Genomic DNA, 19,300 nt, shown 5'->3' on the forward strand with positions numbered 1-19,300 from the left:
GGTTCGTCGCGCCGGCACCAGAAAACCGGAAAAGGCTGCCGAGCCGTTCGCTGAACCGCATAATCAGCCGGTGACCCAACTGAAGAGTGGTTTTCGTGCGTTCGCTGTGGCGCTGATCTCGATTCTGTCGTTCCTGTCAATGCCTGTCGCCGTGGCTGATCCGCCCGGTAGCGCGCCACAAGGCGCACATATCACCGAAATTCAGCACGTCACTGACCGGTGGGACAAGGTCTCGGTCTACTCCCCCGCGATGAACAAGGTCGTTGTCAACGACGTCTTCAAAGCCCCCAAGTCCGGAGCGCCGACCTTCTATCTGCTGCCCGGCATCGACGGCGGCGACGATCTCGACCCGGGCGGCACCATTCCGGCTGGCGGTAAGAGCTGGTTCGGCATGACCGACATTCAGGGCTTCTTCGCCAACAAGAACGTCAACGTCGTCTCACCACTCGGCGGCGCGTTCAGCTGGTACACCGACTGGGTCAACGACGGGAGCAAGCAGTACCAGACGTATATGACCAAGGAACTGCCGCCGTTGATCAACAAGCAGTACAACGCCAACGGGAGGAACGCCGTCGGCGGCTTGTCGAGCACCGGGGGCACCGCCGTCGACTACGCGGTTCAGGCGCCCGGCGTTTACCGCGCCGTCGGTTCGTACAGCGGTCTGCTCAACCCGTCCGATCAACCTCAGCAGGTGGCAATCACGTTGGGCGGCGGCGGCGCAAGTGCCGACGCGATGTGGGGTCCCGCGGGCGGTCCGCTGTGGGTGGCCCACGATCCGTCCAAGAACATCACCAAGCTCAAGGGCGTCGCGGTGTACGTCGCCGCCTCGGGCAGCGGCGCGGAGGGCGCGGTCGACCAACTGCCCCCAGGCTTCGGGCCGAACTTCGCGGGCGGGTTGATCGAGCGCATCGTCGCCGACAGCACCAAGGTGTTCGCCGATTCCGCTGCGGCGGCTGGTGTTCCGATCAACTACGTGGTGCGACCGGAGGGCTCCCACACCTGGGGGCTGTTCGAGTCGGAGATGCAGGAGTCGTGGAACACCACTATCGGACCGGCGCTCGGAGCGTAGCGACCAGTCGCGCGGCCGCCGCGGCGGCGGCGAAGCACCCCAGCTCCGTCCACCCCGCGGCGTCGCCGAGGCCGTCCTTGGCCAACAGCAGAAGCGCAACGCCCGCAACGCAAACCAAGACACCGGCGGCGGTCGAACGTGCACCAGTCGCACTGGCGAGGGCATCCCACCACGGCAGTCGGCGATGCTCGAGCGGCGCCAGCAGTTTGAATGTGGCTGCCATGACGCCTGCGAAGACCACCGCGCGCAGCGCGAGCCGAGCCCAAAACCACGGCGCGTCAACGTCGTACGCGTCGAGCCCAAACGCATTCAGCGTGAAGGTCGCCACCGCGATCGCCGGGATGTGCCAGAGGTAGAGGGTCATCGCTCCGCCGTTGCCCACGACCACGAGGTGCCAGACGCGAGGCCGGGCAGCCACTCGGCGGATGGCGTCGGCAGAGGCGACGAAAGCGAAGGACATCCAGGTGCAGTGCAACGCCAGTAGCAGGGTCGGCGGTGACACGTTCGACATCTGTTCGGTTCCGGTGACGACCAGGGAGATGTCGTAGGGGCCGACCATGGCGAGCAAGATCTGCGCGGACAGTGCGGCGGCGGCGACGACCAGTGCGGCCCGGACCGGGATCAGTCGACGCGCATAGGCCACGCCGATCGCCACAGGAATCAGCCAGATGATGACGAAGTTCACGGCGCCCGCGGCGGCGGTGCCTGCCGCGACCCGGATCGCGTCGACCGCGCCGGCGGCGCCCAACAGCGACCCGACCACCATCGCGACGCCGCGGGCCGTCTGCAACCGGGTGAAGGCCGGAACAAAGCCGAGCACCACGAGATACACACCGAGGAACCACAGCAGCGCAACGCATTCCCGACCGAGTCCCTCGGCGGATTCCGCCCCGAGAAGCACCCGCGCCACGACGAGCCCGGCCGACCACGCCGCGAGATACCAGAAGACTGGGCGGCACAACCGCTGCGCCCTGGCGAAAAGCCATGTGCCCCAAGGCGTGCCGGCTCGCCAACCATACGCGCCCGCGGCACCGCCCGCGAGGAAGAACAGCGGCATCACCTGGACGACCCAGGTGATCGGGGCGAGCGCAGGAATCGCGCCGAGGAGATTGCCGATGCGCAGCCCGTCGGTGTCGATGGTTGCCAGCAGCAGCGCGCAATGGCCGAACATGACGACGACGAGCGCGGCCAGCCTGGCCACGTCGACGGCGCGATCACGGGTGGCCGGTGTGTTGTCGGCGACCGGGCGCCCGCCGGAGGTCGGCTTGGTGAGCGTCATGGTTCCAGCATGCCCCTGCCAGGGCGCTTAGGGGATGAGTAGTAATACGCGCTAATGTCTCGTGCGCGGCGCGGTGCCGCTGTTTGCTCGGAGGGATTTCGACATGCGCATGTTCAATGTGGCCGCCCTCATTGCGGCTGTCGCCGTTTTCGGCTCGCCTGGTGTGGCCACGGCTGCGCCGAAGGACTACTGCGCCGAACTCAAAGGTGGGAACACGGGCAGGACGTGCGAGATCCAGCTCAACGACCCTGCGTACACCGTCAATATCAGCATTCCGCTGGATTATCCCGACCAGAAGTCGATCGCCGACTACATCGCTCAGGCCCGGGACGGATTCCTCAACGTCGCGAAGTCCGGTGCGCCCCGCGACACGCCGTACGAGCTGGACATCACCCCGACCGAGTACAACTCGGCGATACCCCCGCGCGGCACCGAGGCGGTGGTGTTCAAGGTCTATCAGAATGTCGGCGGCGGGCATCCGCAGACCATGTACAAGGCCTTCAACTGGGACCAGAGCTACCGCAAGGCGATCGTCTGGACGGCCGCACCTGACGACAAGAACAACACCCCGCTGTGGCGGGTCGCTGATCCGCTGACGACGGTCGCACCAATCGTTCAGACCGAACTGCAGAAGCAACTGGCGCCTCCGCCACCAGCCACGCCGCCCACACCGCCGGGACAGACCCCGACGACAACACCCACCAGCACGACGACGACCCCGCCACCACCACCGCCCCTGCCGATCGCACCGGCCGCGCTCTACAACCCGAACAACTACCAGAATTTCGCGGTGGTCAACGACGGCATCATCTTCTTCTTCGACCAGGGTGTGCTGCTGCCGGACTCGGCCGGCGCGCTGGCGGTTCTGGTGCCGCGGTCGCAGATCGACCCGATGATCGCGTAACTCTCCACCTTCGGTAAAGGTAGCCACCTTTCGCCGGTTGCGGCAGTAAGGTGCTGGCCGTGAGCGGAAATCTGTTAGCCAACGGTCGCGGCCGCTGGCTGGCACTTGGCGCGTCGGTCGTGCTGGCCGGCGGCATGTTCTACGCCCAAAGCGGCGAACCGCGGCCCCAGAAGGCGGCAACAGCACCGACGGTGCAAGAGACTGCGCCACCGAGCCCGCCGAAAGTGGCGGCACCGACGGAGGCGGAGTTGTTGGCGGCGAGCGCACCTGTCGCCGGGCAGGGTTTCCAGTTCGCATTGCCCGCCGGGATCACGCCGGAGAGCGGGTTGCAGATCCACACCATCTGGGTGGCGCGCGCCATCGCCGTGATGTTCCCCGAGATCAAGACCATCGGAGGGTTTCGGCAGGACCCGTTGAAGTGGCATCCCAACGGCCTGGCGATCGACGTGATGATCCCCGACTACCACTCCGACGAGGGCATCGCGTTGGGCAACCAGATCGCCGGCTATGCGTTGGCGATGGCAAAGAAATGGGGTGTGCTGCATGTGATTTGGCGGCAGGGCTTCTACCCGGCTCAAGCTGCGCCTAGTTGGACCGCCGACTACGGCAACGAAACGGCCAACCACTTCGACCACGTGCACATCGCCACCGACGGCGGCGGTTATCCGACGGGTAAAGAAACGTACTTCCTCGATTCGATGCGCTCGTGAGGCTGAGTAGACGCGGCGTTGTACTGGTCGTCGCGACGATATCGGCGGTGGCCGTTGGTTGTTCGCCGGCTTCCCCGCTGAGCGCGTCGACGCCGACGGCAGCCCCTGCGACGCCTACCCGGACGACCATGCTGGACGAGACAACGGCGGTCGCGGCCGTGGCGCCTGAGGGCGCACAACCGAGGCTGGCCGCGGACCCGGCGCAGATCGCCGACGACCTTGTCGCCGACGACCAGACGCTGCATGACGCTGCGGCGTCGGAGGCTGCGCTGACGGCTGCTGCGCGCCGCCAACAGGCCGCATACCGCGCGATCGGACACCACCCGGAATGGGATGCAGTTGCGCGGCCGCGAATTCCAGCGGCGATGCTCGAGGTCTACGACCGCAATGTGAACGCGCGCCGGCAGTTGGGCGCGTTGTCACACGCCGATGACACGCTGCCGGCCTGGCGCATCGAGGCTCCCGCACCTGCCGAGGAGTTGCTGGCCTACTACCGCGAGACCGAGTCGGCGTCCGGCGTCGGGTGGGCCCATCTGGCCGCGATCAACTTGATCGAGACGCGCTTCGGCCGCATCAACGGGGTGAGCACGGCAGGCGCGCAAGGTCCCATGCAATTCCTACCGTCGACGTTCGCGGCCTACGGCGCGGGCGGCGACATCAATTCCGCGCGCGACAGCATCATGGCGGCGGGTCGGATGTTGGCGGCCAATGGATTTGCCACCGACCGGGACCACGCCATCTACCGATACAACAATTCCGACGCGTATGTGCAGGCCGTCAATGACTATGCGGCTGTGCTGGCGATTGATCCGGCGGCGTTCACGGGTTACTACCGGTGGGAGGTCTATTATCCGACGACCGCGGGTGACGTGTTGCTCCCGATCGGCTACGCAGCGACAGAACCGATACCTGCCATCGAGTATCTGGCGACCCATCCGCAGTGACTGATCAGCTGTTGCGCGGCAACGGCTTTCACGGTTGAGGTTCGAACTCCACGTCGATGCGGGGCGCCTGCTCGATACCGGGCTGATCGGTTACGGCCTCGGACGCCACCGGACCGAACGCCGGGCTCAATTCGCCTCCGGGACCGAGGATCGAATGGTCGCAAGGGTCGACGCCCCGACGCACTGGTCGGGATCGTCGACTTGCTGGAAGGACTTGTGGATCACGACGTGAACGGCGGTGCCGACGTTGCCCGCAGCGGGCGGCTCCGCGGTGGCCTGCTGCGCCGACACCAGGGCCAGAATCCCCATGAAAACGGCACACCCGACGAGCATGCGTCGATTCGGTCGTTCGCCCACCTTGTTTCCTCTATATCCATGACACGCGGCGCGCTGACGCTACCCAGCAGCCGTCAAAGCCGTGCCCGCAATCCAGAAATCGCTGACAGGGCGTCGCCAGCCGATGCTTGCCGTATCAAGGACGCCGGCCGTGAAGGAGGCGCACAATTGCGGCGTACCACTGGGCATGAGCTCGAAGGAGTCGACCATGCGCCGCTTACTCGCAGGGTTAGGCATAGCGGCTGCGATGTGCGCCGCGGCACCGGCGTATGCCGAGCCCACACCTGACCCGCACATGCCCAACATGCAGGCGGGCTATTGCCCTGGCGGCGGTATGGGCTCGCAGATCTCGCTGGCCTATTGCGACGGCGTGCCCTATCCCGACGGCACGTTCTGGCATGCGATTCAGTACGGCGCGCCCATGATCGGCCATCCATACGGGTTGCTGTCACCCGGGCTGCAATGCGTCGTCGGGGGCGGACCGATTCCGCAGCCAGCGCCCCCGGGCGGCTGCGGAGGCGCGGTACCTCCGGCGCCGCCGCCTCCGTAATCGTCCGAGTCGGGCGTCGCGCGAAGCCTCCCCGCGCTAGTCTTTGCCGATGATTGCGGGCGACAAGGCGCCTGATTTCACGCTGTACGACCACACCGGTCGGGCGCGGACCCTGTCCGCACTGCTTTCCGACGGGCCGGTCGTGCTGTTCTTCTTCCCGCTGGCGTCCTCGCCGATCTGCACCGCCCAGGCCTGTCATTTTCGGGATCTGAGTAGCGAATTCGCCGCTGTCGGCGCTCATCGGGTCGGCATCAGCACCGACACCGTCGACAGACAGGCGCACTTCGCCCAGCAGCGCTCCTTCGACTACCCGCTGCTCTCAGACGAAGACGGCGTGGTGTCCGAACTGTTCGGTGTGCGCCGAGGCCGGTTCGCCAAGCTGCGAGAATCGGTGTTGGCGCGTGAGGCGGCCCGGCACAGCCGCCACACACGACGCCGTGGCCTGCTGGCCCGGCTGCTACCGGTCCGACGAACCACCTTCGTGATCGACACCGACCGCACCGTGCTCAAGGTGGTATCGAACGAGGTGCGCGCGTCGATGCACGCCGATCAGACGTTGTCGTTCCTACGCAATTACCAGCCACAGATGTCGCCGCGCACTCGGGAGCAGGACTGGTTCGCAGAGCCGGTCGCCGCGGGCCGAATCGACTCCGGCATCGAACTGCCACTCGAGGCGCCGATCGAAGCGCTCAACCCGACACCGCATCCTCCGCGCTGGCCGAAACATGATGTGCGCGGCCAGATCCTGACGTGGAGCGCGCACAGCACCACGGTGCCCGAGATCGCCGCCCGGTTATCCCTACCACTCGGTGCGACGCGATTCTTGGTCGACGAGCTGGTGTCGGAGGGTTATCTGCGGGTGCGCGCTCCCGTGGGCGGCGCCATGACAACCGACGAACGACGCGAACTGATCAGTAGGACCCTGGCCGGCCTACGCGCGCTCTGACGTCGGCACTCCCGTCGATTCCCCACCGCGTCAGATTCGTAGTGGATTGCCAGAATCTATCCAGCTGTAACCCAGTCCAGCGAGGAACTCTCAGGACACGCGCACTTGCTACGGAGGCACACCACAGAGACCAGGAGGGACAGCCATGCAGCAGTCGGTGAAGATTCGAGGAACCCTAGTTGTCGGCGCCGCGCTCATAGCCACGGGCGCCTTCGCGATCGCTCTGGGCGAAGAGAAGGCCGCAGGGCCCGACACCGTGCCCGTCGTGTCCAGCGGCCAAATGACACTCGGTGACACCGCAACCACAACCACCCCGCCTACCGTGGCCCCCGTCGCGATCGCTACTCCCGCCGAAAAGGCGACCGTGCCCTGCGGCTTCACCAAGAGCTGCTGATCGCTACCGCGACTGTCCAGCGGCCCGAGATCAAGCGAGTCAAGGCCATCGAGGCCGGCCTGCCGAAACCATAACGGGCTGAACAAGACCGCGGGAACAGCGGCGTCCCCTGGCAACAGGCCGAACTTTGCCAAGTGGGCAAATTGGCGCGGCTAGGGTGAATCGGTGGCCGACGTGACGGTGATGGGCGCGGGCGCCTGGGGCTGCGCGATTTGCGGCGTGCTCGCGGACGCAGGGAACTCTGTGACACTCTGGGCAAGAGAGTCCGAGGTCGCCGACGAAATCAACGCCTCCCACCGCAACACCCGGTTCGCGCCCGGCATGGAGTTGTCGGCTGCCATTCGGGCCACCTCGGACCCCGTCGAGGCGTTAACCGGTGCGACCACCGTGTTACTGGTCCTGCCGTCGCAGAAACTGCGCGAGAACCTGGCCAACTGGACGCCGTTCATCGACGATCGCGCCACACTGGTCAACCTTTCCAAGGGCATCGAGATCGGCACCTTGTTGCGTATGAGCCAGGTGATCGTTCAAGTCACCGGAATTGATTCGTCCAGGGTTGCCGTGCTGTCCGGCCCGAACCTCGCCAGCGAGGTCGCCCAAAAGCAGCCCTCGGCCACCGTCATTGCGTGCAGCGACTCGGGGCGGGCGGTGAGCTTGCAGCGTGCACTTACCGTGGGTTACTTCCGGCCCTACACGAATTCCGATGTCATCGGAGTGGAGATCGGCGGGGCTTGCAAGAACGTGATCGCCATCGCCTGCGGGATGGCCGCAGGCGTCGGGCTCGCGGACAACACGGCTGCGGCGATCATCACCCGCGGCCTCGCCGAAATCATGCGGCTCGGCGTCGCGGTGGGAGCTCAGCCCGCTACCCTCGCCGGCCTCGCCGGTCTCGGCGATCTCGTGGCCACCTGCATGTCGTCGCAATCCCGCAGCCGATCGTTCGGCGAGCGGCTTGGCCAGGGCGACTCGATGCAATCGGCGATGCAGGCTGCCGAGGGCCGCGTGGCCGAGGGCGTCGAGTCATGTCAGTCCGTTCTCGCGCTCGCGCAGAGTTATGACGTGGATATGCCGATGACCGAAAAGGTGAGCAGGGTATGCCACCATGGATTGCCGGTGCACGACGCGATTGCGTTGCTGCTTGGCCGCGGCACCGGGTCCGAATGACAGCCGGACACCGACAGGAGGCCCCACTGCCGAATGGGCCGTGGACGAATTGCGTTGCCTCAGTCGGCTTCCCGACCTCGACGACGTGGTCGAGGACAAGGTCGTCGGCATCGTCGATGATCCGGGTCGGGTAGCCGAACTCCACGCTGATCGGCACACCAATGAACTCGCCGGATGCGATAATCGGCCACATCGTGCATCACGCCGCAGCCATCGCCGCCAAGAGCGCCAACGATCGGAACCAAAACAGTCTCCGCTCAGACGTTATGGGTCCTGGTGGGTCAACGATCCGCACCGACGGTGTTCGTCCCCGGACTCGGCGTCGCCGATTCATCGCCGTGACAATGGCCGCAATGCTGGCCCTCACGACGGCGTGTGGGACATCTTCTCCCGAACTCGCCGACCCCTTCAAAGTGGCGGGCATGCCGGTAACGGATGGGCCGTCGGGGTTGAGGACGGGCGCGCCCAAGCCGTCACGGACGGTGACCTACACCGACGGCGGACAGATCGATGTGCTTGCCGTACAGGCCGTCAGCGATACCGAGGATTATTGGAAGGGCGCCTTTCACGATGTGTTCGGAAGGGGGTTCACCCCGGCCCGCCGACTCGTGTCGTGGGACGCGAACAGTCGCGCCCACACACCGTCGTTCTGCGGACAGACCACTTCGGGACTGGTCAATGCCGCATTTTGTCCGATGGACAAGTCGATCGGTTGGGATCGTGGCGTGCTGCTGCCATCGCTGCGAAAGTCGTACGGCGACATGGCTGTCGCCATGGTGTTGGCCCACGAGTATGGCCACTCCGTGCAGCACCAGGCCCAGCTGAACCGGCCGGACACACCGACGTTGGTGGCCGAGCAACAGGCCGACTGCTTCGCTGGGTCCTATATGCGTTGGGTGGCCACAGGGGACTCACGCCGGTTCACGCTGTCCACCGGCAATGGGCTCAACGCCCTCCTCGCCAGCGTGATCTCTTTCCGGGATCCAGTGATCAGAAGCAACGGGGCAGTTTCGCGCGGCGGTGAACACGGGTCAGCGTTCGAGCGAGTGTCGGCGTTCCAATTCGGATTCACCGACGGGCCGGGGACGTGTAAGACGATCGACCTCGACGAGGTACGGCAGCGACGCGGCGATCTGCCCGTGCAGCTACAGCGCAACGAGACCGGCAACTGGCCGGTTTCGCAGGAGTCCGTGAAGGCCGTTGTCGCAGCGATGAACATCCTGTTTGAGCCAGAAAGACAACCGAAGCTCACCCTCGATGCGGCCGAGGCGGCCAGGTGCCCCGATGCCCGGCCGACACCGCCCGTCTCCTTCTGTCCGGCAACCGACACCATTGCGGTGGACCTCGCCGCCCTGAAGAAACTCGGTGCCGCCGGTGCAGGTCCGATAGGCCTGACCGGTGACAACACCGCATACTCCGTGTTGATATCGCGCTACATGCTGGCGCTGCAGGATGGGCTCGGTCTGCCGTTGGACAGTGCGGAGACGGGTTTGCGAACGGCATGTCTCACCGGGGCCGCCACGAGAAAGCTTGCACAACAGGTACGCACGCCCGACGGCAACACTGTCGCGTTGACCGCAGGAGACCTCGACGAAGCCGTGGCAGGACTGCTCACGAATGGCTTGGCGGCCAGCGACGTCAACGGAACGTCGGCGCCCGCCGGATTCGCCCGCATCGACGCGTTCCGTACCGGGGTGCTGAGCGACAAGGACAAGTGCTTGAACCGCTTCCACTGATTCTTGCCCAGACGCCAATCAGCATAGGTGACACGATGAGACGATGTCCGCAGCAACACTGAGCTTGGTGATAGTCGGGGCTGCCGTAGCGTTGTTCGTCTGGAACCGAATTCCGGTGGAGGCGGTCGCGGTTGGTACCGCGCTGATGCTGTACTTCACCGGTCTCGTCGATGCGGGAACGCTGTTCAAGGGATTCGGCGACGCGGTGATCGTGTTCATCGCCTCACTTTTCGTGGTGAGCGAGGGCTTGGAGGCATCGGGTGTCACCGCCTGGGTGAGTGCGACACTAGCCCGAATCGCCGGACGGGCTTACGTCCGGGTGTTGGTCACGGTATTGGCAATCGGCGCAGTGATCAGCGCGGTGATCACGGTCAACGGCGCCGCTGCAGCGCTGGTTCCGGTGACGGTGGCGGTGGCCCGACGCGCACGAATCCTGCCGTCGCGGGTCCTGATTCCACTGGCATTCGGGTGCAGCGCGGGCGCGCTACTCACTCTCGGCGGCAGTCCGGTGAATGTCATCGTCGACGAGGCCTCGCGCGAGAATGGCGGTACCGGATTCGGCTATTTCGAGTTCGCGCTCGTCGGGCTGCCACTGGTCGTGGTGACCATCGCGGTGGCTGCGCTGTTCGGGCGCCGACTTCTACCGGAGCGGGTGTCGACGAAACTTCCGACCGACTTCAGTGACTACCTGCCTCGCATCGTTCAACATTGGGGTCTGGACCGCCGATTGTTTCGATTGACCGTTGGCGAGCAGTCAACCGCGATCAGTGTGCCGGTGCGCGACCTGATTGCCGGACATGACGGCGATTCGGGTGCACAAAGATCGTCAGGGCGCGAATTGGCTTTGGTGGCAACGCAAACACGCGGGGACCGGGTCACCGACGATCAGCATCGGCTAGAGCCAGGCGACAGGATCATTGTCGAGGGCGACGCGACCGTCATCGCCGAATTCGCCGATCGCACGGGTTGCTGGGTCGACGGTGTGACCACCGGGTCGCACGACGACCTCGTGAGCCGTGATGCCGGATTGGCTGAGTTGATGATCCCGCCGAGGTCGGATTGGTTGAGCAAGAAGGTGTTTCCCGGACTCTCGTGGGACGGTCTCACCGTTCTGTCGGTGCACCGAATGAACGCCGACGTCGGCGCACGTGTCGTCGAGTTTTCGCAGGGCGACACCATCCTCGTCCACGGCCCATGGTCTGCGATCGACCGATTGGCCGCCTCCGGCATGCTCATCGTCGACTCGGCTGAAGACGTGCGGCGCCAGACGGTTGCGCTGGACCATTCGGCGCTGCGCGCGCTGGCTGTGCTTGCGGTACTGATCGGATTGCTTGCGGCGGGGATCGTGCCGCCGGCGGTGGCAGGCTTGTCGGCCGCCCTGGCGATGGTCCTGCTGCGCGTGGTGCGGACAGAACAAGCGTATCGCGCGATCCCGTGGCAGACGATCATCCTCATCGGCGCGCTGATCCCGTTGTCCACCGCGATCCAAACCAGCGGTGCAGCCGACGAGATTGCCGGTCCGATCGTTGATCTCGTACGGGACCGCGGCCCGTATCTGCTACTCATCGTGCTGTTCGTGCTCACCGCACTACTCGGACAATTCATCTCGAATGTCGCCACGGTGCTGGTGGTTATCCCGATCGCCATGGCGGCCGCAACGGAAAGTGATATCTCGGTGCAGGCGGTGCTGATGCTGGTGGCGGTGGCGGGGGCGGCATCGTTGCTCACTCCGATTGCCACACCCGCCAATATGATCGTCTTGAATCCCGGTGGCTACCGCTTCGGAGACTACTGGCGGCTGGGTGCCGTCACGATGGTGGCATGGTTTGCTGTCGCGATGGTGGTGATCCCGATTTGCTGGCCGTTGCGCTAGTAACACGGGCGGCCCAGGAAAAAAGAATCGAGCACTGACGGAACTGGTTGCCGCCGGCCATGTTTCACACGGTTGCTCGAAGCTCGATCGGGTATCGCGGACGCTTGGCGCACAGTCTGCCCGCTGACGCTACCGCCGACAACGACAACTTTCTTTGACATTTTCCCTGCAACCCATGCCGCGAGACGCCGCATCGTCGACTATGAAGCAATGCCTGTGTCATCGACGGAATTATCGAACAAGGTCAGCATCGTCGGTATGGGCAGCGTCGGCACCGCCATCGCCTATGCCTGCCTGATCCGGGGATCCGCGGGATCCCTCGCCCTCTACGACATCAACGCCAAGAAGCTGCGCGCCGAGTTGCTCGATCTCAACCACGGCAGCCAATTTGTGCCGCACTGCCCGGTCAGCGGTTCCGACGACGTCGGCATCACGGCCGGCTCGGCGGTCGTCATCGTCACGGCGGGCGCGAAACAGGACGAGGGTCAAAGCCGTTTGGATCTGGCGACAAGCAATGTGGCGATGGCGCAATCGTTGACGTCGCAGCTGCTCGAACAGTCGCCCGACGCGATCATCGTCTTCGTCACCAACCCGGTAGACGTCGTGACATACGCCGCCGCGGGTTCGGTGGACGCTGACCACGGAAGGATCTTGGGATCCGGGACTGTGTTGGATTCCAGCAGGTTTCGCTATCTCATCGCTGAGCGCGCCGATCTGGCCGTCGCCAACGTGCACGGCTTCATCGTCGGCGAGCACGGCGACTCGCAGATCTCGCTGTGGTCGAGTGTGTCGATCGGCGGGGTGCCTGCCGAGCAGTTCCGCATCGGTGGCGCTCAGGTTTTCGACGAAACCACCCGCAACGAAATTTCGGCGAATGTCGTCAGCGCCGCATACGAGATCATCGCAGGCAAGGGCGCGACCAACCTGGCCATCGGGTTGTCGACTGCACGGATCGTTGAAGCGATTCTGCGGGACCAGCACCGGGTTATGCCGGTGTCAACGGTGCAGCGCGGTGCTTACGAGATCAGCGATGTGTGCCTCTCCCTGCCGACTGTGGTCACGGCCGCGGGCGCCGGTCAGGTACTCGAGGTGCCGCTGTCTGCTTCTGAACTGCTGGGGCTGCAGGCGTCCGCGGCGACCCTGAAGCAGGCACAGGAATCGCTGGGCCTCTAGCTCCATGCCCGACCTCGACGCGCTGGTCGACGCCACACCGGCGACGCGTGATCGCGTCGTCGACTTCCTGCGGGCGGCGAGCATCTGTGTCGTTGTCGTCTGGCATTGGTCGTTGTCGATCACCCACTGGGACGGCGACTACTCGCTCGTCATGCCCAACCCGATCGGCTACGTGCCCGGCAAGTGGGCGTTGACGTGGGTGCTGCAGGTGATGCCCGTGTTCTTCTTCGTCGGCGGTTACGCCAACCTCGCGGGCTGGGAGGCGGTCAGGCGCGACGGGGCGGGCGCCGCCAGGTTCCTCGGGGCGCGGATGCGGCGGCTGCTGACACCGCTTCTGCCGTTCCTCGCGATCTGGTTGGCCTTCGACCTCATCCTGCAGGCCACCGGTCGGCGCAGCGTGCTCGAGTGGGGCATCGTGGTGTTCGTACCGCTGTGGTTCATCGGCGTTTACGCCGGGGTGGTTGCCGCGGTTCCGGTCACCGCCCGTCTTCATCGGGCCTGGGGCTGGGGGGTTTTGGCGGTCCTGGCCGCCGCCATCCTCAGCGCTGACGCGCTGCGGCTCGGGCTGGGGTGGGGCGAGCCGGTGCTAGGGCTGGCCGGTTCGGCGTGCGTGTGGTTGTTCTGCCACCAACTCGGCTACTTCTGGCGGGACGGCACGCTTCCCGCGGGCGGCCGGACGATGGCCGCAATCGTCGCGGCGGCCGGGTTCATGGGACTGGTCCTGCTGACCACCTTCGGTCCCTACTCGCGCTCGATGGTCGCCGTGCAGGGCGAGGACACCAGCAACATGTTCCCGACCACCGCGCCCATCGCGGCGCTCGCCACCTTCCAACTCGGCCTGGTGATGCTCGCCCGGCCGCGGCTCAACGCCTGGCTGCAGAGGCGCGGTCCGTGGCGGGCGGTGGTGGCCGCAAACGGCGTGACGTTGCCCGTGTTCACTTGGCACATGACGGCGCTCGTGGCGTTCCTATGGCTTTACGAGCAGGCCGGTTTCACCTTGTCCAGCGAGCCAACCGCGGCCTGGTGGCTCACCCGCCCTGTGTGGATAATCGGTCCCGGCGTGCTACTCGCCGGCATCCTGGCGGCGCTGGCCGGCAGTCGCCTCATCGTTCGCCGAGGGCTGCACCGGTTACGTGGGGAGTGAGGGCAACCAGAACCGCACCGCCGGCGAAAAGCAGCGTGCCAAGTAGCGGGAAACGCCCGTCGGGGGCGAAACCGTTGACCGTGAACAGCAAGGTGCCTGCCGCTGCGACCAATGCCGCAAGGACTTCGGCGACGGAACGAGAATGCGCCAGCGCGCCAGCCCACGCATCTCCGGCTGCCCAGAGGCGAATTTCCGACGGACTTCAGCTACGCATGACGAGCGCGAGGTCCCGTTGGTCCATCCATTGCTGGGCAATGGGCCGCTGGACTTCGTGTTCGAGGAGGGTTGGGTAAGACGTGAGATCGGTGAATTGGGGTTGGCCGGATCGCAATCCGATCATCGCGCCGGCTCGGCCGCCGGAATCGAATTGCTCCGAGAAGAACTCGATGCAGTGGGCGGTCAAGCTTGTGGCATGTATCCGATCGAATGGTGACGGGTCACCGCCCTCCTGTATGTGACCGAGGATTGCCTGCCGGGCGTCGAACAACTCGCCGCCCTCTTTCTCAAACAGCGACGTGAGAAATTCTGTGGTGTAGACGCGGTCGGCACCTTCGCTGCGAACGATCAGGCCCAGCCTTTTCCCGACACGAAAACCCTCTGTCAGGGCCTGGACGTCTTCGCCGAGGTCGTCGAGCGTGATGCCTTCCTCTGGCAGATAAATTCGATCGGCCGCGGTGGCAAGCCCGCTGAGCAGTGCAAGGTAACCACAGTCATGGCCCATCACTTCGACGACGAAAACGCGGCGTGTGGAGACTGCGGATTGCCTGATCTTGTCGACATCGGCGACGATGCTGTTGAGTGCGGTGTCACTGCCGATGCTCAATTCGGTTGCGGGTACGTCGTTGTTGATCGTCATCGGCATGCAGACGATCGGGATGTCGAGGGCCGAGTATTGCTGCCTATACCGATGCACCTCGTGGGCGGCCCGGTAGCCCGCCCATCCCCCGGCCATCAGCAGCCCGTCGATCCGGTGGGCGGTGATCTGTTCGGCAATCTGGGCGATCGCGGCGGCGTCGGGCGCGTAGCGGTTGGTGCCGAGCTCGGCGCCCCCGTGAGATGCCCAGCTGCTCACATCCATCCACCCCAGCTCCCGGATGTCGCCGTCGCGAAGGCCGCGGAATCCGTTGTTGATCCCGACCACGGTGTAGCCCCGGTCCAGGCCGAGCCGCACGGCGGCGCGCACGGCGGCGTTCATTCCCGGCGCCGGTCCGCCGCCGTGCACGATCGCGACCCGATATTGTCGCCGCCCAGCAGGGTTGGGCCGCGGCGCGGCCTGTTGCATGGTCTGCAGAATTCGGTACGACTCACGGAAGGTGCCGCCCCGCAAGCGCATTGCTTCGTCGTAGTCCTGCGCTTCGATACGTTCGGCAACAGCCTGCGTCTGCGCCACACATTCCATCAGTGGTGAGGCGATCACGCGGTTCGCCCGCAATCCGATCAGTTGCGAAGGCGCGTCAGGGTCGTCGGTGAGTAGCCGTTCGACGGCGACCCGGCCAAGCATCGTGGCGAGGTTTCGGTCGAAAGCGCTTGGCGCGCCGCCACGTTGCACATGACCTAGGACGGTGATCCTGGTGTCCTCGCCGAGTTGCTCTTCCAGCAGTCGTCTGACGTGTTCGGCGGTGATCGGCTTGCCGTGGCGGGGGTGGGCGCCGACCGATTTCCCGGTCCGCTTTGATGTCCCTACACAGCTGCTGCTGCCAGTCCTCGGCCGGTGGCTGTTCCGGGATCAGCACCCAGCTAGCCGCGGTGGCCAGCGAGGACATCAGAGCCAGATAGCCGCACCGTCGCCCCATCACTTCCACGACGAACGTGCGCTGATGGCTGGCCGCGGTGCTGTCGAGGGCGTCTAGCGCTTCGACGATTCGGTGCAGTGCTGTATCGGCGCCGATGGTCATGTCGGTGCCCGACATATCGTTGTCGATCGACCCGACCAGACCAACGAGACGCAGAACCGGGTGCTTGTGCGCGACGTCCGACGAAATGTTCCCGATGTCCACCAGTTCGGCGAGCAACCCGGCCCATTCCTGACGAAACAGGTTGGCACCAGTCAGACTGCCGTCACCACCGATCACCACGAGCGCATCCATGCCCCGCTCGACCATGTTGTGGGCGGCCGCTCGGCGGCCCTCGCGGGTTCTGAACTCCTTCGACCGGGCGGTCCCAATAGCGGTACCACCCTGATGCAGAATCCCGTCGACATCACGTGGTTCCAGCCGCTGGATCAGATCACCGCCAGAGACGAGACCATGGAATCCGTCCCGGACCGCATACACTTCTACGCCGTGACGGGCCGCGGTGCGCGCGACTGCACGCACGGCCGCATTCATGCCCGGGGCGTCGCCTCCGCTGGTCAGAACACCAACATTCGATGTTGCGAAGCGGGCTTCAGACATATCGGTGGCCTCCGTGCCGTTCGCGAATGAACAACCCTCGATACCGCAGGACTATTGGCGTCCGAATAACTTTCGCATGGCTGCCGACATCAGCGCCGAGGGTTTTTCGTCAGATCGAGAACGGACTTTGACCGGGGCCTGCGACGTATGCTCAGGATTTATCCGGATGCGCACTCGAACCCCTGCGCATCAGAGAGGATGACACCGATGGAAGCAATTGTCGTCACGGATATGTGCAGTCGGCATACGGCGCACACTCATGACGCAATTGTGCGGACTCATCACGAACGTTCGAGGCGGCGGACACGATCGTGGACATTGTGAAGCGACTCAACGCGTTCTGAGCTTGCGAAGATGCTTGACGTTGATCCCCGCTTCCGGCCAATCCGGCGCCACTCCGGGTATCTCCCACTCGAGGATCTGGGCCTCATCGGCGACGGCGCGACGGCGGCGCTGGTGGGGTTGGACGGCAGTATCCCGTGGATGTGTGTGCCGGACTTCGACTCCGACCCGCTGTTCTGCGGGCTTCTGGATCACCAAAGGGGCGGCGACTTCACGCTGACCCTGGAGGGTCTGCAGGAAGCGCGGCAGCACTACGAACCCGATACAGGTGTTCTCGTCACAGAACTGCGCGGCGGCACAGGCGTCGTGCGGCTCACCGATGCGCTGGCGTTGCGTTCCGGTGCGGATCTCAACGATGACGCGGCCTCGGCGCGAGCGGAACTCGTTCGCTCGGCGGTGGTGCTGGCCGGCAGTGTCAAGGTTCGGATGAGCCTGCAGCCGCGGGGTGGCGCACGGACGCGGGCCGCGTTCAACGGTCTGGTGGTCGAGGCGGCCCGACATCCGGGACTTCGGCTGCACCTTCGATCCAACCGTCCGGTCACTGGTCTGCAGGCGACGTATGACCTCGAGCAAGGCGACCGCCTCCAGTTGGTGCTCTCGTGGGGCCGATTCCATCGCCATCACCCACTTGACGCCGACGCCAGACTTCGCGAGACGGCGGCCGCGTGGCGCCGGTGGATGAGGCAATTCGACTACGACGGTCCAGAGCCCGCGATGGTGCGCCGGGCCGCGATCACCCTGAAACTGTGCGACCACTGGGCCAACGGTTCTCTGGTGGCAGCGCCGACGTCATCGTTGCCAGCGCCGGTCGGTGGTGTGCGGAACTGGGATTACCGCTACACGTGGATCCGCGACGCGGCCTTCGCCGTGTTCGCTATGCGCCGGGTCGGCTTCATCCAGGAAGCCGACGCCTTCCTGGGCTGGGTCCTCGATGCCTTCGAACGCAGCCGTCAGCCGCGGATCATGTACACGCTCGAGGGTGGCCTGGTACCTGATGAGACGCATGACTCCGAACTCGACGGATTCCGCGGCTCCGCCCCGGTGCGGTGGGGCAACGGCGCCGCCGATCAACGTCAACACGACATCTACGGCGAGGTGTTGGACTGCGCGGATCAGTGGGTCAAGGCCGGCGGGCAACTCGAGCCCGCGTTGTGGTCCGCCCTGGGTGCCCTGGCTGATGCTGCTGACCAGGCGTGGAAACAACCCGACCAGGGAATCTGGGAGATTCGTAGTGAGGGCCGCATCTTCACGTACTCGGCCGCCATGTGCCAGGTCGCGCTGTCGCGGGCCGCCGCCATCGGCGAGCGACTCGGTGAACCCGCGCCCGCTGCGCGGTGGCGCTCGGCGGCCGACAAGCTGAGGAACACGATCCTGACCCGGGCTTGGAACGAAGATGCCAAGACCTTGTGTGAGCATCTCGACGGCGGCGACAGCGTGGATGCCAGCCTGTTGGCGCTTCCGCTACGTGAGGTGGTCGCCGCAGACCATCCGCGGATGATCGCGACGACCTCCGCGATCGCCGAGCGACTGTCCGCCGGCGACGGACTGCTGTATCGCTACCGGCACGACGAATCGCCCGACGGATTGGCGGGCGATGAAGGTGCCTTCTTGCTATGCAGTTTCTGGCTGGTCGACAACCTGATCGGCCAGGGTCGCCTGGACGAAGCGGAAGAGTTGTATGTCTCGCTGTGTGGTCGGGCCAGTCCGCTCGGGCTACTGTCCGAGCAGATCAACCCGACGACCGGCGAACTCATCGGCAATTTCCCGCAGGCCTTCAGCCACATCGGCGTCGTCTCCAGCGGTGTCATGCTTTCGCGGGCCAAATCCGCACGAACGTGAGCGCAATCAGATCGAATTGCGCTGTCCCGCAGTGGAATTCATCGCTGCGATCATCGCGCTCCTGCGGGTCGCAGCATGGGTGACGCTAGTCGTCTGCGGTGAAGGTGACGTCGTACCACTTCATGGGTGGCCACGCTTCGGTGTCCCACTCCTCGGGTACGGTTGGGGACCACGATGTCACGACGATGTTCTTGGACTGTGGATAAGAAGCGCACAGATAGTCTTCAACTTGCCTGGCGACGTTCCCCATTGGGTCAGCCAACGCTTTGCGCGTGTGTGTAGCCACATCGTCATGATGCTCCGGGTCAGGTATGAACCCGCCCGATTTTTCGTGTCGTGAGCGTGGCGGTGCTGTCGCTCTCGAGTGCCTTCGGGGCATTGTGTTCGCGGGGGTTCGCCCGCGTACATGTTTTGAACCTGTTCTAATAGCCGAATCGATAGGTTCTGGCGCCTCCCGCGCCTTCCGCTGCCACGGTTACCGAAGGTGCCCGCGTTGGCGCCGGT

Annotated in this window: 15 protein-coding genes and 4 pseudogenes; 14 read left to right on the forward strand and 5 right to left on the reverse strand. The window is 65.1% G+C overall.

The window, feature by feature from the left end:
* Positions 1–70: 70 nt before the first annotated feature.
* Positions 71–1,069 (forward strand): alpha/beta hydrolase family protein, encoded by a 999-nt coding sequence (locus A5724_RS11740; protein WP_067801110.1) that lies wholly within the window; start codon positions 71–73, stop codon positions 1,067–1,069.
* Here A5724_RS11740 and A5724_RS11745 read toward each other — a convergent pair.
* Positions 1,044–2,348, reverse strand: a complete 1,305-nt coding sequence (locus tag A5724_RS11745; RefSeq protein WP_067801112.1) for an acyltransferase — start codon at positions 2,346–2,348, stop codon at positions 1,044–1,046. The two genes, A5724_RS11740 and A5724_RS11745, sit on opposite strands and share 26 nt — an antisense overlap.
* A 103-nt stretch (positions 2,349–2,451) precedes the next feature.
* On the opposite strand from A5724_RS11745, the gene A5724_RS11750 reads away from it, so the two are divergent.
* From A5724_RS11750 to A5724_RS11760, 3 genes are all read left to right on the forward strand, one after another.
* Positions 2,452–3,252 carry an RsiV family protein gene (locus A5724_RS11750; protein ID WP_067801114.1) on the forward strand — a complete coding sequence of 267 codons (801 nt, stop codon included), beginning with the start codon at positions 2,452–2,454 and terminating at the stop codon, positions 3,250–3,252.
* 59 nt (positions 3,253–3,311) lie between these two features.
* Positions 3,312–3,962, forward strand: coding sequence for a glycoside hydrolase (locus A5724_RS11755; RefSeq protein WP_067801276.1), 651 nt, complete (start codon positions 3,312–3,314; stop codon positions 3,960–3,962).
* Positions 3,963–4,090: 128 nt separating this feature from the next.
* Positions 4,091–4,906 (forward strand): lytic transglycosylase domain-containing protein, encoded by an 816-nt coding sequence (locus tag A5724_RS11760; RefSeq protein ID WP_232004791.1) that lies wholly within the window; start codon positions 4,091–4,093, stop codon positions 4,904–4,906.
* A gap of 126 nt (positions 4,907–5,032) precedes the next feature.
* Here the strand turns inward: A5724_RS11760 and A5724_RS34500 are convergent, their stop codons facing one another.
* Positions 5,033–5,215 carry a hypothetical protein gene (locus tag A5724_RS34500; RefSeq protein ID WP_232004792.1) on the reverse strand — a complete coding sequence of 61 codons (183 nt, stop codon included), beginning with the start codon at positions 5,213–5,215 and terminating at the stop codon, positions 5,033–5,035.
* A 235-nt stretch (positions 5,216–5,450) separates the two neighbouring features.
* Between A5724_RS34500 and A5724_RS11770 the strand changes: the two genes are divergently transcribed.
* From A5724_RS11770 to A5724_RS11805, 9 genes and pseudogenes are all read left to right on the forward strand, one after another.
* The gene (locus tag A5724_RS11770) at positions 5,451–5,792 is read left to right on the forward strand and encodes a hypothetical protein (RefSeq protein WP_232004793.1); all 342 of its coding nucleotides are present in this window, start codon (positions 5,451–5,453) and stop codon (positions 5,790–5,792) included.
* Between the two features lie 49 nt (positions 5,793–5,841).
* A pseudogene (locus A5724_RS35120) lies at positions 5,842–6,366 on the forward strand (peroxiredoxin); the annotation flags it as partial.
* A 66-nt stretch (positions 6,367–6,432) separates the two neighbouring features.
* Positions 6,433–6,738, forward strand: a pseudogene (locus A5724_RS35125) (DUF742 domain-containing protein); the annotation flags it as partial.
* 157 nt (positions 6,739–6,895) lie between these two features.
* Entirely contained in the window at positions 6,896–7,132 is a 237-nt protein-coding gene (locus tag A5724_RS11780) for a hypothetical protein (protein ID WP_156752235.1), read from the forward strand.
* A gap of 165 nt (positions 7,133–7,297) precedes the next feature.
* The gene (locus tag A5724_RS11785) at positions 7,298–8,296 is read left to right on the forward strand and encodes an NAD(P)H-dependent glycerol-3-phosphate dehydrogenase (protein WP_255397236.1); all 999 of its coding nucleotides are present in this window, start codon (positions 7,298–7,300) and stop codon (positions 8,294–8,296) included.
* Positions 8,297–8,649: 353 nt separating this feature from the next.
* Positions 8,650–10,032 carry a neutral zinc metallopeptidase gene (locus A5724_RS11790; protein ID WP_304528351.1) on the forward strand — a complete coding sequence of 461 codons (1,383 nt, stop codon included), beginning with the start codon at positions 8,650–8,652 and terminating at the stop codon, positions 10,030–10,032.
* Between the two features lie 43 nt (positions 10,033–10,075).
* Positions 10,076–11,905 (forward strand): SLC13 family permease, encoded by a 1,830-nt coding sequence (locus A5724_RS11795; protein WP_067801124.1) that lies wholly within the window; start codon positions 10,076–10,078, stop codon positions 11,903–11,905.
* Positions 11,906–12,115: 210 nt separating this feature from the next.
* Positions 12,116–13,078 (forward strand): L-lactate dehydrogenase, encoded by a 963-nt coding sequence (locus tag A5724_RS11800; RefSeq protein WP_067801126.1) that lies wholly within the window; start codon positions 12,116–12,118, stop codon positions 13,076–13,078.
* A 4-nt stretch (positions 13,079–13,082) separates the two neighbouring features.
* A complete protein-coding gene (locus tag A5724_RS11805) occupies positions 13,083–14,222 on the forward strand; it encodes an acyltransferase (RefSeq protein ID WP_067801128.1) in 1,140 nt (379 codons plus the stop codon).
* 202 nt (positions 14,223–14,424) lie between these two features.
* On the opposite strand, the gene A5724_RS34170 is transcribed toward A5724_RS11805, so the two are convergent.
* From A5724_RS34170 to A5724_RS34515, 3 genes and pseudogenes are all read right to left on the reverse strand, one after another.
* The gene (locus A5724_RS34170) at positions 14,425–15,612 is read right to left on the reverse strand and encodes a 6-phosphofructokinase (protein WP_232004799.1); all 1,188 of its coding nucleotides are present in this window, start codon (positions 15,610–15,612) and stop codon (positions 14,425–14,427) included.
* 147 nt (positions 15,613–15,759) lie between these two features.
* Positions 15,760–15,846 (reverse strand): annotated as a pseudogene (locus A5724_RS35130) (hypothetical protein); the annotation flags it as partial.
* A gap of 91 nt (positions 15,847–15,937) precedes the next feature.
* Positions 15,938–16,615, reverse strand: a pseudogene (locus tag A5724_RS34515) (6-phosphofructokinase); the annotation flags it as partial.
* A gap of 354 nt (positions 16,616–16,969) precedes the next feature.
* On the opposite strand from A5724_RS34515, the gene A5724_RS11815 reads away from it, so the two are divergent.
* Complete coding sequence (locus A5724_RS11815) at positions 16,970–18,796, forward strand: glycoside hydrolase family 15 protein (RefSeq protein ID WP_067801130.1); 1,827 nt, start codon at positions 16,970–16,972, stop codon at positions 18,794–18,796.
* Positions 18,797–19,300: the final 504 nt, after the last annotated feature.

Source organism: Mycobacterium sp. ACS1612 (assembly GCF_001667505.1).
Lineage (GTDB): Bacteria > Actinomycetota > Actinomycetes > Mycobacteriales > Mycobacteriaceae > Mycobacterium.